This is a genomic window from Listeria fleischmannii subsp. fleischmannii LU2006-1, from assembly GCF_000344175.1.
Lineage (GTDB): Bacteria > Bacillota > Bacilli > Lactobacillales > Listeriaceae > Listeria > Listeria fleischmannii.
Map to the genome: position 1 here is coordinate 1 of NZ_ALWW01000038.1, position 15,931 is coordinate 15,931.

Annotated in this window: 17 protein-coding genes; 16 read left to right on the forward strand and 1 reads right to left on the reverse strand. The window is 41.6% G+C overall.

Annotated features, from left to right (window positions below; all coding sequences use genetic code 11):
• The first annotated feature begins 16 nt into the window (after positions 1–16).
• The 4 genes from rsgA to LFLEISCH_RS10930 are packed head-to-tail and all read left to right on the forward strand — an operon-like array spanning position 17 to position 2,571.
• On the forward strand, positions 17–859 hold the full coding sequence (gene rsgA / locus LFLEISCH_RS10915) for a ribosome small subunit-dependent GTPase A (protein WP_077907982.1): 843 nt from the start codon (positions 17–19) through the stop codon (positions 857–859).
• Complete coding sequence (rpe, locus tag LFLEISCH_RS10920; protein WP_007476433.1) at positions 859–1,515, forward strand: ribulose-phosphate 3-epimerase; 657 nt, start codon at positions 859–861, stop codon at positions 1,513–1,515. The genes rsgA and rpe overlap by 1 nt, the downstream gene beginning before the upstream one ends.
• 59 nt (positions 1,516–1,574) lie before the next feature.
• Entirely contained in the window at positions 1,575–2,222 is a 648-nt protein-coding gene (locus LFLEISCH_RS10925) for a thiamine diphosphokinase (RefSeq protein ID WP_007476435.1), read from the forward strand.
• A 1-nt stretch (position 2,223) separates the two neighbouring features.
• Positions 2,224–2,571, forward strand: coding sequence for a hypothetical protein (locus LFLEISCH_RS10930; RefSeq protein ID WP_007476437.1), 348 nt, complete (start codon positions 2,224–2,226; stop codon positions 2,569–2,571).
• 121 nt (positions 2,572–2,692) lie between these two features.
• On the opposite strand, the gene rpmB is transcribed toward LFLEISCH_RS10930, so the two are convergent.
• On the reverse strand, positions 2,693–2,881 hold the full coding sequence (gene rpmB / locus LFLEISCH_RS10935; protein ID WP_007476439.1) for a 50S ribosomal protein L28: 189 nt from the start codon (positions 2,879–2,881) through the stop codon (positions 2,693–2,695).
• 308 nt (positions 2,882–3,189) lie between these two features.
• Between rpmB and LFLEISCH_RS10940 the strand changes: the two genes are divergently transcribed.
• The 12 genes from LFLEISCH_RS10940 (at position 3,190) to smc (ending at position 15,899) form a co-directional block, all read left to right on the forward strand.
• Complete coding sequence (locus LFLEISCH_RS10940) at positions 3,190–3,555, forward strand: Asp23/Gls24 family envelope stress response protein (RefSeq protein WP_007476441.1); 366 nt, start codon at positions 3,190–3,192, stop codon at positions 3,553–3,555.
• Between the two features lie 15 nt (positions 3,556–3,570).
• The gene (locus tag LFLEISCH_RS10945) at positions 3,571–5,226 is read left to right on the forward strand and encodes a DAK2 domain-containing protein (protein ID WP_007476443.1); all 1,656 of its coding nucleotides are present in this window, start codon (positions 3,571–3,573) and stop codon (positions 5,224–5,226) included.
• Between the two features lie 46 nt (positions 5,227–5,272).
• A complete protein-coding gene (sdaAB, locus tag LFLEISCH_RS10950) occupies positions 5,273–5,935 on the forward strand; it encodes an L-serine ammonia-lyase, iron-sulfur-dependent subunit beta (RefSeq protein WP_007476445.1) in 663 nt (220 codons plus the stop codon).
• Positions 5,936–5,962: 27 nt separating this feature from the next.
• A complete protein-coding gene (gene sdaAA, locus LFLEISCH_RS10955) occupies positions 5,963–6,853 on the forward strand; it encodes an L-serine ammonia-lyase, iron-sulfur-dependent, subunit alpha (protein WP_007476447.1) in 891 nt (296 codons plus the stop codon).
• Entirely contained in the window at positions 6,846–8,894 is a 2,049-nt protein-coding gene (recG, locus tag LFLEISCH_RS10960; RefSeq protein WP_007476449.1) for an ATP-dependent DNA helicase RecG, read from the forward strand. Before sdaAA ends, recG begins: the two co-directional genes overlap by 8 nt.
• A 168-nt stretch (positions 8,895–9,062) precedes the next feature.
• On the forward strand, positions 9,063–9,635 hold the full coding sequence (gene fapR / locus LFLEISCH_RS10965) for a transcription factor FapR (protein WP_007476451.1): 573 nt from the start codon (positions 9,063–9,065) through the stop codon (positions 9,633–9,635).
• Between the two features lie 16 nt (positions 9,636–9,651).
• Positions 9,652–10,659: a phosphate acyltransferase PlsX gene (gene plsX / locus LFLEISCH_RS10970; protein WP_007476452.1), complete on the forward strand. Its 1,008-nt coding sequence runs from the start codon at positions 9,652–9,654 to the stop codon at positions 10,657–10,659.
• Positions 10,656–11,594, forward strand: a complete 939-nt coding sequence (fabD, locus tag LFLEISCH_RS10975) for an ACP S-malonyltransferase (protein WP_007476454.1) — start codon at positions 10,656–10,658, stop codon at positions 11,592–11,594. Before plsX ends, fabD begins: the two co-directional genes overlap by 4 nt.
• Entirely contained in the window at positions 11,591–12,334 is a 744-nt protein-coding gene (gene fabG, locus LFLEISCH_RS10980) for a 3-oxoacyl-[acyl-carrier-protein] reductase (protein ID WP_007476457.1), read from the forward strand. Before fabD ends, fabG begins: the two co-directional genes overlap by 4 nt.
• A gap of 115 nt (positions 12,335–12,449) precedes the next feature.
• The gene (locus LFLEISCH_RS10985; RefSeq protein WP_007476458.1) at positions 12,450–12,683 is read left to right on the forward strand and encodes an acyl carrier protein; all 234 of its coding nucleotides are present in this window, start codon (positions 12,450–12,452) and stop codon (positions 12,681–12,683) included.
• A 164-nt stretch (positions 12,684–12,847) separates the two neighbouring features.
• Complete coding sequence (gene rnc, locus LFLEISCH_RS10990; protein WP_007476460.1) at positions 12,848–13,540, forward strand: ribonuclease III; 693 nt, start codon at positions 12,848–12,850, stop codon at positions 13,538–13,540.
• A 16-nt stretch (positions 13,541–13,556) separates the two neighbouring features.
• A complete protein-coding gene (gene smc, locus LFLEISCH_RS10995; protein ID WP_007476462.1) occupies positions 13,557–15,899 on the forward strand; it encodes a chromosome segregation protein SMC in 2,343 nt (780 codons plus the stop codon).
• Positions 15,900–15,931 lie beyond the last annotated feature (32 nt).

Consider the following 15,931-nt stretch of genomic DNA (forward strand, 5'->3'; position numbering starts at 1 on the left):
CGTTAAGACGGTTTTTATTAACGTCTTTCATTATGAAGGAAAAGTATATCAAACGCGGGCTAGAGGAAACTTTCGTAAACGTAAAATGACACCGCTCGTTGGAGACGATGTAGTTTTTCAAGCAGAAAATGACACGGACGGCTACATTTTGGATATTTTGCCGCGTGAAAATGAACTAATTCGCCCGCCAGTTGCCAATATTGATATTGCCATTCTCGTTTTTTCTGCTGTAGAACCTGATTTCTCTACTAATCTGACGGACCGCTTTTTAGTTGCGATTGAAAAGGAAGATATTCGGCCGGTGATTGGCATTAGTAAGATGGATTTAGCCACAGAAGAAGAAAAAAGTACGATTGAAGAGTACCGCGATATTTATGAAAATGCTGGTTATGAGGTTTTCTTGACGGGTAGTGAAGTGGATAAGACGGCGATTTTAGAGCTTATTGACGGCAAAACGGCGGTGATAGCGGGGCAATCTGGTGTAGGGAAATCTACATTTTTAAATCAATTAAACCCAGATTTAACCTTAAAAACGGGTGAAATCTCGACTTCACTGGGGCGCGGCCGCCATACAACCCGCCATGTGGAGCTGCTTCCGATCGGTGATGGCTTGATTGCTGATACGCCTGGATTTAGTTCGATTGAATGGGACGGCTTGGAACCGGAGAACTTACAATTTTGTTTCCCGGAAATTGAAGATAGACGTTCAGGTTGTAAGTTTCGCGGTTGTTTACATGAAAATGAGCCTTCATGTGCGGTGAAAACGGCTGTTGCGGAACATGAAATTGCCGATTTTCGCTATGAACATTATGTACAAATTTTAGCTGAAATAAAAAATAGAAAGCCGAGGTATTCGTAATGGGAAAAATTGCACCTTCGATTTTAAGCGCTGATTTTGCCAACTTAGAAAAAGATATTGCAGAAGTAGAACGTTTAGGCGCTGACTATTTGCATATTGATGTTATGGATGGCCATTTTGTGCCAAATATTACTTTTGGGCCGGATGTCGTGAAAGCTATCCGTCCGCGAACAAAATTGCCACTTGATGTGCATCTAATGATTGAAAATCCGGATAATTATATTCCGCAATTTGCAAAGGCAGGGGCCGACTATATTTCTGTTCATGTTGAAACATGCCCGCATTTACACCGGACATTGCAACATATTCGTTCATTTGATGTTAAAGCTAGCGCTGTACTGAATCCTGCAACGCCAATCGACACGCTGTTTCATGTTTTAAACGAACTCGATATGGTTCTTTTTATGACGGTAAATCCTGGTTTTGGCGGACAAACCTTTATTCCAGAAGTGCTTGAAAAAATTGCAGCCTTTAAAGCACTTATTGATGAAAAAGGGCTTGATATCGAAATCGAAGTAGACGGCGGCGTTAATCGCGAAACCGCAAAAGCTTGCCTAGATGCAGGCGCTAACGTATTTGTCGCTGGAAGCTACATTTATGGCAATAAAAATCGTGAAATTCCAATGGACGATCTTCGCGTAGTTGTTGGAAATTAAAAGGTGAGCAGTAGGTGTTTGATGGCCCCTATTGCTCTTTTTTTGAAAGGATGAACCTAGTGAAAATTGTAAATATAATGGTCGGTGGCCCCGCGTCTGAACTCCCCGATTTAGCCCCCTGCACAACAGAAAAAAGCATTTGGATAGGGGTAGACGGAGGAGCAAAACGCCTACTCCATTTAAATATCCCCTTTGAAATCGCCTTAGGAGACTTTGACTCGCTAACTGAAAGCGAGCTACAAAGCGTAAAAGAAAAAGTAGCAGACGTACGCATTTTTCCGGCGGAAAAAGATCAAACGGACACTGAAATAGGATTAGAAGCGGCGATGGCCTTACAACCAGATTTAATTCGGATTTTTGGTGCAACTGGTGGCCGTATGGACCATTTACTTGCCAATTTAATGATGCTTACAAAACCGCAGTTTTTGGACGCAACCACTCGTGTTGAAATGATTGACCGCTTTAATTATATGAAAATGTACACGCCTGGTGATTATATGCTTTTAAAACAAGAGGATAAAAAATATGTCGCTTTTACGACCATGGCGAATGTAGAGGGCTTGACGCTTCAAGGTTTTAAATATCCGCTTGAAAATGCGAGTTTCCCATTTGGAAGGGCACTCTCAAGTAACGAATTTGTAGAAGAAAAAGCCAGGTTTTCATTTCAAACAGGATTAATACTAATGACACAAAGTAAGGATGAGTGAAATGCCATTTTGGAAAAATAAAAGAAATCTAGCACTTATTTTTGGCGGAATAGCCATTTTGTTTAGCTTTTATATTGAAGTGGTTTCTACGCAAAATGTATTTTCCGGAAATTATTCAGATAACCTTAAAGTACCCATCATGATTATGTTTATTGCAAGTATCATTTTTTTCGTTAGTTTTGTTGTGGGTTATAGCTTTTTATGGCAAAAAAAATACAAAATCGCTATTCCGATTTTGTTTGTAAGTGGCGTTCCCGCTTTTATTTTTATACATATTTTTTCAGGTATGTTTATGATTATTTGCGCTGTACTTGCGAAATCGACAAGTGACAGTTTAGCAAGGGAATAACACGGTGCTTCATCAAGTTATGAAGAGCAGCTCACAAGCTGCTCTCTGTTTGTAAGCGCTTTATAAAGAGGGTAAGAAAAAATGCACCGAAATTAATATCGCTGCATTCATCTTTTTTGAATTAAACGCGTTCTACTTTACCAGACTTAAGCGCACGAGTAGAAACCCAAACTCTTTTAGGTTTACCATTTACTAGGATACGAACCTTTTGAAGATTAGCTTTCCAAGTACGTTTGCTTGAATTCATCGCATGGGAGCGACGGTTACCAGAACGAGATTTACGACCTGTAATTACACATTCTTTTGCCATAACTTAACCCCTCCTTACCAGAAGTTCTCATAAGACGTTTATATCAAGACAGACAGAAAACATCTTTTTTTAATATCATACACTAGAATAATTTATCATATCTGGCTCTTTCTTGCAAGTGTTTGCGCGAAATTAGTGCAAAGATTTTTTACTTGACAGTAGAAAGCGGGGAAATCAGTTAGCTTAGAAAACAGATACTTTCAATCATTCGGGGATTATAGTAAAATAGAGGCGAACGGATAAAAGACGTAGTGAAATAACATTTAAAAGCATACAAACGTTAGTAAAGAGGTTAAGGAGGAAACAAGATGTCACTTGAAATAGAAACAAAACTTGGCAAAGTGGATATTACAGATGAAGTTATCGCTACAATTGCAGGCGGTGCAGCGGAAGAGAATTTCGGTATTGTTGGCATGGCCAGCAGACATCAAATTCGTGATGGCTTAACAGATATTTTAAGAAGAGAAAATTATACAAAAGGCGTTATTGTACGAAAAGAAAATGATAGTCTTCATATAGATATGTATATTATAGTTCGCTTTGGGACAAAAATATCTGAAGTAGCTTATAATGTGCAGGATCGTGTCAAATATACGTTAGAAAAAACACTCGGTTTAATTGTTGATTCAGTTAATATTTATGTGCAGGGTGTTAAAGTTCTAAACGAGGACTAAGGAGGATTATTTAACTTGAATACTTATCAGTTAGATGGAGAAAAATGGGCAACGATGATTGCAATGGGAGCGGAAAATTTATCGAAAAATGCTGATTTTGTCGATTCACTTAATGTCTTTCCTGTTCCGGATGGCGACACAGGTACAAATATGAATTTATCGATGACAAGTGGCGCAAAAGAAGTTTCATCAAATGACAAAGTAAGCGCAGGGTCTGTTAGTGCTAATTTAGCGAAGGGGCTTTTAATGGGGGCGAGAGGAAATTCTGGCGTCATTTTATCCCAACTTTTTAGAGGCTTTTCAAAAGCAGTAGAAAATAAAGAATCGCTCTCACCGGTTGATTTTGCAAAAGGCTTTGCAAAGGGCGTTGAAACGGCTTATAAAGCGGTTATGAAACCTGTCGAGGGAACCATTTTAACGGTCGCACGCGAATCAGCAAAAGCAGGCCTTCAAGCGTCTTTAGAAGAAGAGGCATCGATTGACACTGTTTTAGCTGAAATGATTGCAAAAGGTAAACTGGCACTTGATAATACACCTAATTTACTGCCTGTTTTAAAAGAAGTAGGGGTTGTAGACAGCGGCGGCCAAGGTCTTATGATTATCTATGAAGGATTTTATGGGGCGCTGACTGGAAAGATGGAGGTGCCGGATTATATGGCTTCCATGAACGAACTCGTAAACGCTGAACATCATAAACATGTGCAAGATTTCATGTCAACGGAAGATATTACATACGGTTACTGTACAGAAATTATGGTACGAATTAATGAAAATAAACCAGGCCAAAAAACCTTTAATGAAGAGGAGTTTCGTAATCATTTAAGTACGATGGGTGACTCACTTCTAGTTGTTTCTGATGATGAGGTAGCGAAAGTCCATGTACACACGGAGCATCCAGGCGATGTGTTTAACTACGGTCAAGAGTTTGGTAGTCTCGTTAAAATGAAAGTCGAGAATATGCGTGAGCAACATGACGCGATTGTCGGAAAAAGTGAGACGAAAGCACCAAAAGCGCCGTTTGGTATTGTGACCGTATCAGCTGGTGACGGCATGAAAGCCTTATTTGAAAGTCTAGGGGCAGCCATTGTACTATCAGGCGGTCAAACGATGAACCCTAGTACAGAAGATATTACGAAGGCTATTCAATCGGCAAATGCTGAACAAGTTTTTGTTTTACCTAATAATAAAAATATTTTAATGGCCGCAGAACAAGCCGCGTCGCTTTTAGGCGAAGATGTGGTTCAAGTTATTCCTACGAAAACCATTCCGCAAGGCTTAGCAAGTATGTTAGCTTTTCAAGCGGATGCTAGTTTTAGTGAAAATGCCGAACAGATGAAAGCGGCGATTAAAGATGTAGCCAGTGGCCAAGTAACAACGGCTGTGCGTGATACGACCGTTTCCGGCGTGGACATTAAAAAGAATGATTATATTGGGATGGTTGAAGGCGACATTAAAATTAGTCAAACTTCCCTTGAAGATACAACTGTTGAAACGCTCCGTTTAATGTTAGATGAGGATAGCGAAATTGTGACCTTTATTTTAGGCGAAGGGGTCACAAAAGAAGATGCTGAAAAAATTGAATCGCGTATTACAAATGACTTTAGCGATGTGGAATTCGAAATCCACGAAGGTGGCCAGCCGGTCTATCCATATATTTTTTCAGTAGAGTAAACATGACAGAATCTGCTCCGGATAATTTAGAAAAGAGGTGCTTCGCTTGAAATTTAATAGTGTATTTGATGTCATTGGCCCTGTGATGATTGGTCCATCAAGCTCCCATACAGCTGGCGCAAGCCGCATTGGAGCCATCGCAAGAAGCGTATTTAGTGAACAACCAGCGCAAGTTGAAATTCACCTTTATGGTTCTTTTGCAAAAACGTATAAAGGACACGGAACAGATGTCGCCCTAATCGGCGGGCTTCTAGGCTTTTTACCAGATGACCCTCGTATGAAAGAATCACCAAAGCTCGCGGAAGAGTGGGGAATGCACATTCAATTCATTGAGGAAACGGAAGAAGCGCCACACCCTAATACCGTTAAACTTGTACTTAAAAATGGGATGAAGCAAATGACGCTCGTAGGCGCATCGATTGGCGGCGGAAAAGTAGAAATTATTCGGCTTAATGAATTTGAATTGGAATTTACAGGTACGGCGCCTGCACTACTCGTGCTCCATGAAGATAAATTCGGCATTATCGCCTCGGTTACGAAAATTATTGCAGATTATGAAGTAAACATTGGAGCGATGAAAGTCTCGCGCAAAGTAAAAGGCGATGACGCTCTAATGGTCATTGAAGTGGATCAACAAGTAGATGAATCACTTACACTGGAAATTGCGAAAGTAAATGGAATTTTTCAAGTCGCAAGTATTGTTTTGTAAGGCTTTTTTGGAAGGAGTTTGATAGGTATGTTCCGCACTGTGAAAGAACTCGTGGACATAGCGAATCGGGAAGCGAAACCGATTCATGAAATTATGATTGAGCGCGAAATGAACGTTTCCGGTTTAAGTCGGGAAGAAGTTATTTCGGCGATGGCTAAAAATCTTCAAGTGATGGAAGACGCCATTTTAGAAGGTGAAAAAGGTGTTCAGTCCACTACCGGCTTAACTGGCGGTGATGCTGTCTTAATGAAAGAGTATATTCAAAAAGGACAGTTTTTGTCCGGAGAAGTGCTTTTAGATTCAGTTGGAAAAGCAATCGCAACAAATGAAGTGAACGCGGCAATGGGCATTATTTGTGCGACACCTACGGCGGGCAGTGCAGGTGTTGTACCTGGCGTCTTGTTTGCGATTAAAGATAAATTACAATTGACGCGTGAGCAAATGATTCATTTCTTATTCACAGCAGGTGCATTCGGTTTTGTTGTGGCGAATAACGCGTTTATTAGTGGGGCAGCGGGTGGTTGTCAAGCGGAAGTAGGCTCTGCGAGTGCAATGGCTTCTGCTGCGGTCGTTGAAGCGGCAGGCGGTACCCCTGAACAATCCGCCCATGCGATGGCGATGACGATGAAAAATATGCTTGGACTTGTTTGTGATCCGGTGGCAGGTCTTGTTGAAGTGCCATGCGTGAAACGAAATGCACTGGGCTCCTCACAAGCTATCATTTCAGCGGATATGGCACTTGCGGGTATTGAAAGCCGTATCCCGTGCGATGAGGTGATTGAAGCGATGCACCGCGTTGGTCTTCAAATGCCAAGCAGCTTAAGAGAAACAGCAGAAGGAGGATTGGCGGCAACTCCAACGGGTCGAATGATTCAAGCGAAAATTTTCGGCCTGTCGCCAGAAGGAATCGGTGAGTAATTTAACACGTCTTCCACTTACAGAACTAAAAGGAATTGGCGAAGAAACAGCTAAAACGTTTCACGAACTCGGCATTTCGACCATATATGATTTACTTTGGAATTTCCCGTATCGGTATGAAGACTATCGCATGCGGGATTTGTCCGTCGTAGAGAACGGGAGCCGCATTACCGTTTATGGGGAAGTGTTGACCGAGCCTACAGTAGCTTTTTATGGTCGGAAAAAATCAAAACTATCTTTTCGACTTTCAGCAGATGGCCAAATTTTAAAAATTGACTTTTTTAATCAGCCCTATTTGAAAAGCAAGGTGACACTAGGAGACGCGGTTACAATTTCCGGAAAATGGGATAAAAACCGGGCGCAAATTACGGCCAGCAAATTCCAAAGCGGGCAAAAATCCGCAGAGGAAAGTTTAGAAGGGGTTTATCGTCTGAAAGGAAACATGCGGAATAAGACCATTCAAAAACACGTCAAAAACGCGTTACAACTTTTTGGAAATGATATTCCGGAAATCATTCCAGAGGAGTTACTGGATAAATACCAACTTATAGGCCGTAAAGATGCGGTTTTAAAACTGCATTTCCCGACAAACGATGAAGACTTAAAACAGGCGCGTCGCCGGATGGTATATGAAGAGTTTTTACTTTTCCAACTAAAAATGCAGTACTTCCGTAAGATTGAACGAGAGCGTTCAGGTGGCATTCAAATTGACTATAACGTCCAGGAACTGCGGGAGTATATTGAGGCGCTTCCTTTCCCGCTGACAAGTGCGCAAAAGCGGGTTGTGAATGAAATTTGTGGGGATTTAAAATCGCATCTGCATATGAATCGCTTGCTTCAAGGAGACGTTGGTTCAGGTAAAACCGTCGTTGCAAGTATTGCCATGTTTGCAGCGGCTAAAAGTGGCTTTCAGAGTGCGCTTATGGTACCAACCGAAATTTTAGCGGAACAGCATGCCGATTCCCTTGTTGAGTTACTCGCACCATTTGATATTACGGTCGGACTTCTAACAAGTAGCGTCAAAGGCAAAAAGCGCAGAGAACTACTTCTATTACTTGAAAATGGTGAAATTGATATTATTGTTGGAACGCATGCGCTCATTCAAGATGAAGTGATTTATCATCGCCTCGGCCTAGTTATTACCGATGAACAGCACCGTTTTGGCGTTTCCCAGCGGCGAGTTCTTCGGGAAAAAGGCGAATATCCGGATGTTCTCTTTATGACCGCAACACCGATTCCGCGGACGCTTGCGATTACAGCATTTGGCGAAATGGATGTTTCAATTATCGATGAACTACCCGCAGGACGAAAAAATATTGAAACTTTTTGGGTAAAACATGATATGCTAGAACGCGTCATTAGCTTCATCGAAAAAGAAATCGAAAAAGGCCATCAAGCTTACGTTATTTGCCCGCTCATTGAAGAATCGGAAAAATTGGATGTGCAAAACGCTGTTGACTTTTACAATCTTTTAGCAGATAAGTGGCGCGGTCGTCATACGCCGGGACTCATGCACGGCAAGCTACTTCCAGCTGATAAAGATGCGTTAATGCGCGCTTTTCATGATAAAAAAATAGATTGTCTCGTGTCCACCACAGTTGTCGAAGTTGGGGTAAATGTTCCAAACGCGACAATGATGGTCATTTATGACGCTGACCGCTTCGGCTTATCACAGCTCCACCAATTGCGTGGCCGTGTAGGCCGTGGCAGTAGCCAGTCGTATTGTATTCTTCTTGCCGACCCAAAAACAGAAGTCGGAAAAGAAAGAATGACCATTATGACAGAAACGAATGACGGTTTTGTGCTTAGTGAACGCGATTTAGAGCTTCGTGGACCAGGTGATTTTTTTGGTAAGAAACAAAGTGGTATTCCTGAATTTTTAGTAGCAGATATGGTACATGATTACCGAGTTTTAGAGGTGGCGCGGACGGATGCCCTCCTTTTAATAAACGAAAAAAATATGCTTACAAATCCGGAATATCGCAAGTTAGCTGAAACTTTAGACGAACTTGGCGTTTTTTCAGAACAAAAGCTTGATTAAATTCTAATGACATTTTGACTAAAAACTTGCAAGCGCGCCGCTTTTTTTATAACATATTAGCGTACGAGTTTTTGAAGAGGTGTTTGTGGATTGCTTTTATTAAGGTTCGTCTATTCAAAATTTAGTAGCAGGTATTAGTATCACAAATTAAAGGGATGTGTAACCTGAATGAAGAAATATTCAAAGAAAGAGCGGCAAACAAAGTTACAAGAAGTGCTGAGTGACAATCCATTCATTACGGATGAGGAACTTGCGACGAAGTTTGATGTGAGTGTGCAGACCATACGTCTTGACCGCGTTGCCCTCTCCATTCCTGAACTTCGCGAGCGGATTAAACATGTGGCAAGTGAAAACTATGCAGATTCCGTGAAAAGTATCCCGCTCGAGGAAGTTATTGGCGAAATTATTGATATTAAACCAAGTAAAAGCGCCATTTCATTATTTGATGTAAGCTCGGAACATGTATTTAAACGAAATCAAATTGCGCGTGGTCATCATCTGTTCGCTCAGGCCAATTCACTTGCAACGGCAGTCATCCCGAACGAACTAGCGCTTACAACGCAAGCCACTGTCAGATTTGTTCGCCAAGTGAAACAAGGTGAGCGAGTTATTGCCAAAGCAACTGTCAGGCCACAAACAAACGAAAGATCCATCACAATAGTGGACGTGAAGAGCTATGTGGGTGATGAAATTATTTTAAAAGGAAAATTTGAAATGTATCATGCCACTGAAAAAAAATAAAAAAGGACTGACGATAATGAAAATAGCAATCGATGCAATGGGCGGTGACAATGCACCAAAAGAAATTGTTCTTGGGGTCATGCGTGCTATCGCTCAATTTAAAGATTTAGAAGTACTACTTTTTGGTGATGAAAAACAGATTTTAGAATTTTTAACGGATAAAACGCGTGTAGAAATTATACATACAGATGAAAAAATTGAAAGCGATGATGAACCTGTTCGGGCCGTCAAACGTAAAAAGAATTCTTCTATGGTGCTAGCTGCACAAGCTGTAAAGGACGGTTTAGCAGATGCTTGTATTTCAGCTGGGAATACTGGCGCGCTTATGTCAACTGGTCTTTTCGTCATTGGACGAATCAAAGGCATCGACCGCCCGGCACTAGCCCCAACTTTACCAACCATAAGCGGAAAAGGGTTTGTGATGTTAGACCTTGGTGCGAATTCGGAGGCGAAGCCAGAGCACTTACTGCAGTTTGGTTTGATGGGTTCGGTTTATGCCGAAAATGTGCGGAAAATAGAGCGTCCGCGTATTGGACTTTTAAACATTGGAACAGAAGAAACGAAAGGGAACGAACTGACGAAAAAAGCATTCGCCTTGATGAAAGAACAAACCGCCTATAATTTTATCGGCAATATTGAGGCACGTGACTTACTTATGGATGTTGCGGATGTCGTGGTCACGGATGGCTTTACGGGGAATATGGTTTTAAAAAGCCTTGAAGGCACCGGAGCAGCCTTTTTCTCGATGCTAAAAATGAGTTTGATGAACGGATTTAAAAATAAACTCGCTGCAGGCGTACTTAAAAAAGACTTGCTCGAATTAAAAGCGAAAATGGATTACAGTGAATACGGCGGTGCGTGTTTGTTTGGCGTTTCAGCTCCAGTTATTAAGGCGCACGGTTCGTCTAATGCACACGGGATTTTCACAACCATTCGCCAAGCGCGAGATATGGTACAAAAAGATATGGTCGGCACCATTAAAGCTGAAATTGATAAAGGAAATTTAGGAGGAAGCGAATCATGAGTAAAGTGGCATTTGTATTTCCAGGACAAGGATCTCAAAAAGTAGGCATGGGAATGGACGTTATGGAAGCCTATCCAGAAGCAAAACGCGTTTATGAGGCAGCGGATGCCAAATTAGGTTTTTCACTTACTGAAATTATTTCAGAAGGACCGATTGAACGCTTAACAAAATCTGAAAATGCACAACCGGCGTTAGTTTCAACCAGTGTCGCAATTTTACGTGCCCTTGAAACTTACGGCGTTAAAGCTGATTTTGTTGCTGGTCACAGCCTCGGAGAATATAGCGCACTCGTTGCAGCTGGCTTTTTAGACGCAGCAGATGCAGCATTTTTAGTCCATGAACGTGGTAAATTAATGGAAGCGGCTGTTCCAAACGGCGCGGGTGCGATGGCTGCGGTGCTTGGTTTATCAGCAGAAGCGATTTCAAAAGAACTCGCTGAAATTGATGAGCCAGTTCAAATTGCGAATTATAACTGTCCGGGACAAATTGTGATTTCTGGAACAGCGAGTGGCGTAGAAGAAGCCGCAACACGTTTAAAAGAAAGCGGGGCAAAACGCGTATTACCGCTTGCTGTAAGTGGACCGTTCCACTCTGAGCTGATGAAACCGGCGGCTGAAAAATTTGGTGCTGTGCTCAGTCAAGTGACACTTAAGTCAGGTACGGTGCCAGTAGTAAATAATGTGGATGTTGCTTTTACAACGGATGCAGCCGACTTACAAGAAAAATTAGTCGCGCAAATTTATTCACCAGTGAAATGGGAGCAAACGATTCTTGCCCTTATTGAAAAAGGTGTGGATACGTTTGTTGAAATTGGAGCAGGGAAAGTTGTTTCAGGTCTAATTAAAAAAATTAATCGTGATGTTACAGTACTTGCGGCTGGAGACGTGCAAAGTATCGAAGAAGTGGCAAACAAATTGAAGGGGGATAACGCATGACATTAAAAGGGAAAGTAGCTGTTGTAACTGGCGGTTCACGTGGAATTGGACGTGAAATCGTGTTAGCTTTAGCAAAAGAAGGGGCAAATATTTTCTTTAACTACGGCGGACGTGCGGATGCGGCTAAAGAAACACTTGATTTAGTCAGTGAATTTGGTGTGGAAGCGGAAGCGATGAAAGCAGATGTTTCTAGTGAAGAGGAAGTGCAAGCTTTCTTTAAAGAAGTGGTGAATCGTTTTGGTCGTATTGACATTTTGGTTAATAACGCTGGTATCACACGTGATAATTTACTTATGCGTATGAAAGAAGACGAATGGGACGATGTGATAAACATTAACTTAAAAGGCACTTTTCTTTGTACAAAAGCGGTTGCGCGGACGATGATGAAAGCACGCGCCGGTAAAATTATCAATATGGCTTCTGTTGTTGGCATCATCGGAAATGCTGGCCAAGCTAACTATGTGGCAAGTAAAGCGGGTATGATTGGTTTAACAAAAACAACAGCACGTGAACTAGCTCCAAGAGGAATCAATGTGAACGCGATTGCGCCTGGTTTTATTGAAACGGAAATGACAGATGAACTTGATGAAAATATGAAAGAGCTCATGCTTGCGCAAATTCCGCTTGGTGCTTATGGAAAAACAGAAGATATCGCACATGCAGTGAAATTTTTGGCAAGTGATGATTCTAATTATATTACCGGACAAGTTCTTTCGGTTGATGGCGGCATGAGCATGTAGTTCGTTAAAATGCTTAGACTGAGGGGCAGAATGGCATTTACCGGTAACTAGGTAAAATAATAGTTTACGCCACGCCTGAAATACTTTATAATACTTGGAGGGAGGTGAAGTAATAATGGCAGAAGTATTGGAAAAAGTTACAAAAATCATCGTTGACCGTTTAGGTGTCGAAGAATCCAAAGTAACTTTAGAAGCTTCCTTCAAAGATGATCTAGGTGCTGATTCCCTAGACGTTGTTGAACTTGTAATGGAACTTGAAGACGAATTTGGAGTTGAAATCTCTGATGACGACGCTGCTGAAATTGCTACAGTTGGTGACGCAGTGAAGTACATAGAGGCAAATGCATAATAATGTGACGAGATAAATGAGGGTGTCTTAGTCGCTTTGTTCAGGCCTCGGCACGAGCAAAACGATTTTAGGCAGCCTCTTTTTCGAATGAGGAGTTCATTTTCTAAGCAGCTCCATTTTGACAAGCTGTTTAGAAAATGAACTTGCGAAAGGAGCAAGTTAAAATGAATGAATGGGAAGAATTACAAGAAAGTGTAGGCTTTGATTTTAAAAATATTGAGCTCTTACAAACGGCGTTTACACATTCTTCTTATGTGAATGAACATAGACATGAAAACTTAAAAGATAACGAAAGACTTGAATTTCTAGGGGATGCGGTATTAGAATTAACCGTTTCCGATTATTTATTTAATAAATACCCTGATATGGCAGAAGGGCAAATGACAAAAATGCGCGCCGCAATCGTTTGCGAGCCTTCGCTCGTTGAATTTGCCGAGATGGTCCATTTTTCAAAATATATTCGTTTAGGAAAAGGAGAAGAAAAAGCGGGAGGCAGAACAAGACCAGCACTCCTCGCTGACGTTTTCGAATCCTTTATCGGCGCGCTTTATTTGGATAATGGGATTCAGGCGGTCATTCGCTTTTTAGAGCGACTCGTCTTTCCTAAAATTGATACAGGCATTTATATGCAAACGGTCGATTTTAAAACGCAACTACAGGAAATTGTACAGCGGGACCGCGACGTCCTGATTCAGTACGATATTTTAGGCGAAACAGGCCCAGCGCACAACAAGGCGTTTGAAGCGCAAGTTGTTGTGAACGGCCAAGTCCTCGGGAAAGGGACCGGTAGAACAAAAAAACAAGCAGAGCAAAATGCAGCAGAGTATGCGATAAGACAAGTTTTGCGTGTAGACTAGGAAGGGGAATTCTTGCGTGCTTTTAAAACGACTTGAAATGAATGGCTTTAAATCATTTGCGGACAAAGTAGCTATCGATTTTGTTCCAGGTATGACAGCTGTTGTTGGTCCTAATGGAAGTGGTAAAAGTAATATTACGGAAGCAATCCGCTGGGTTCTTGGGGAGCAGTCTGCCAAAAGTCTTCGCGGAGGACGAATGGGTGATGTCATTTTTGCAGGTAGTGATACCCGTAAGCCGATTAATTTTGCGGAAGTTTCTCTTGTTTTAGATAATGACGATCATTTTTTGCCACTTGACTATAGCGAAGTGTATGTAACAAGACGCATTTACCGAAACGGGGATAGTGAATTTTTAATTAATAAACAAAGTTGTCGACTAAAAGACATTGTCGATTTATTTATGGATTCTGGCCTTGGTCGCGAATCGATGTCCATTATTTCGCAAGGTAAAATTGATGAAATTTTAAATAGTAAGCCTGAGGAGCGCCGTTCGATTTTTGAAGAGGCAGCAGGTGTTTTAAAATATAAAAACCGTAAAAAACAAGCCGAAAATAAACTGTTTGAAACGGAAGAAAATTTAAATCGTGTTCAAGATATTTTATACGAATTAGACGGGCAACTTGAGCCACTTGAAATGCAGGCATCTATTGCGAAAGACTACCTTTATCAGGTGGAGGAACTTGAAAAGGTGGAAGTGACACTTTTAAGTGCGGAAATTGAAACGATCACAGAAACACTTGAAACGTGGCGCGCTGCTTTTCAGGAAAATGAAACGGCGCTTCTCTCGCTTCGAAAAGAGATAAGTGAACTTGAAACAAGCGCTTTTTCTAAAAAGGAAGAACTTAGGAAAACGGAAGAAAGTTTGGAAGGAAACCGTTCTGATCTGCTTTCGAAAACGGAGCGCCTGGAGCAACTTGAAGGTGAGCGAAACTTATTTTTAGAGCGTCAGAAACATAGTAATGAAAATGAGCTTGCGCATGCGGAAAATCTTGCGCTTATTCAAAGTAAAATTAAAACGCTTGAAGATAGTAAACAAGCACTTCTTGAAAATTTACGTATGAAAGAAACTACTTTCCGCGTAACGAGTGAAGAAGCTTCTGAACTAATGAATAAAATGGCGCAATATGGGGCTGTTTCGGAAGAGGCGATTGAAAACCGGAAAAGTGATTTATTCGAGTTGAAATATGAACAAACGACGATTCGTAATGATTTAGGTTATATTGACCGTGAATTTTCGCAAATGGAAAGCCGTTTAGAGAAACTCGAGCAGGAAAATAAAAAGCATGTGACGAGTCGAGCGGATTTGAGTGCTGCGGAAAATGAAACGAAAGCGGCGCTGGATGAGTTAAAAGAGGCGTTAAATGAGCAGCTCGAAATTTATAGCGAAGTGAAGGCGACGCTTGCGAAACAAAATGCGCGTTTTGAAGCAAGTGAACGAGATCTTTACCGCCATTATGAAAAAGTGCAGCAAATGAAATCCAGAAAAGAGACATTAGAAGAGCTCGCGGACGATTATGCGGGATTTTTTCAAGGCGTGCGTGAGGTTTTAAAAGCGAAAAGCGAACTGCCGGGCATTATTGGGGCGCTCATTGAGCTTGTGGAAATTCCGGAAAAGTATCAAAAAGCGCTTGAAATTGCCCTTTCTGCAAGTGCGCAAAATATTGTAACCGAAAATGATGAAGCGGCTCGTTCGGGGATTGCCTTTCTAAAAAAAGCGCATGCCGGCCGTGCTACGTTTTTACCACTTTCGACGATTCAACCGCGCCATTTGCCGGATGCAACAAGGAAGATGATTCAAAATCAGCCTGCCTTTGTGGCACTCGCGAGCGATGTTGTGCGCTTTGATCAAAAACTAGAACCTATTATTTTAAACGCACTCGGAACGACGATTTTAGCAAAAGATTTAAAAGGTGCCGGCCAGCTCGCTAAACTGGTCAACTACCGCTACCGGGTCGTAACCCTAGACGGAGATGTTGTTAATGCAGGCGGTTCTATGACAGGTGGGGCAACCAAACAAGGAAAGTCCTCCATCTTAACACGTAAAAGTGAGCTAGAGACGCTAACGAAGACAATGGCAGAACTCAGTGCTGAAACCGTTGAAAAAGAAGCTCTTGTCAAAAGTTCAAAAGAAAGTCTGCGCAAAAAACAAGAAGAGCTTGAAGAAACCCGTTTAGTGGGTGAAAACTTAAGATTGCGCGAACAAGAACTTTTAGGCAAGCTGACGCGCGAACAAGAATCACTAGAACGCCTGAATCAGCAACTTTCAGTCTACGATTTAGAAACAGAGGAATCGGCAGAAGAAAAAGCGAGACTAACAGCTAAAAAAGCCGAATTAGAACAAAAAAATTGTGGCGATTGAAGCGCAAATCACTGAAATGGACGCTGAAATTG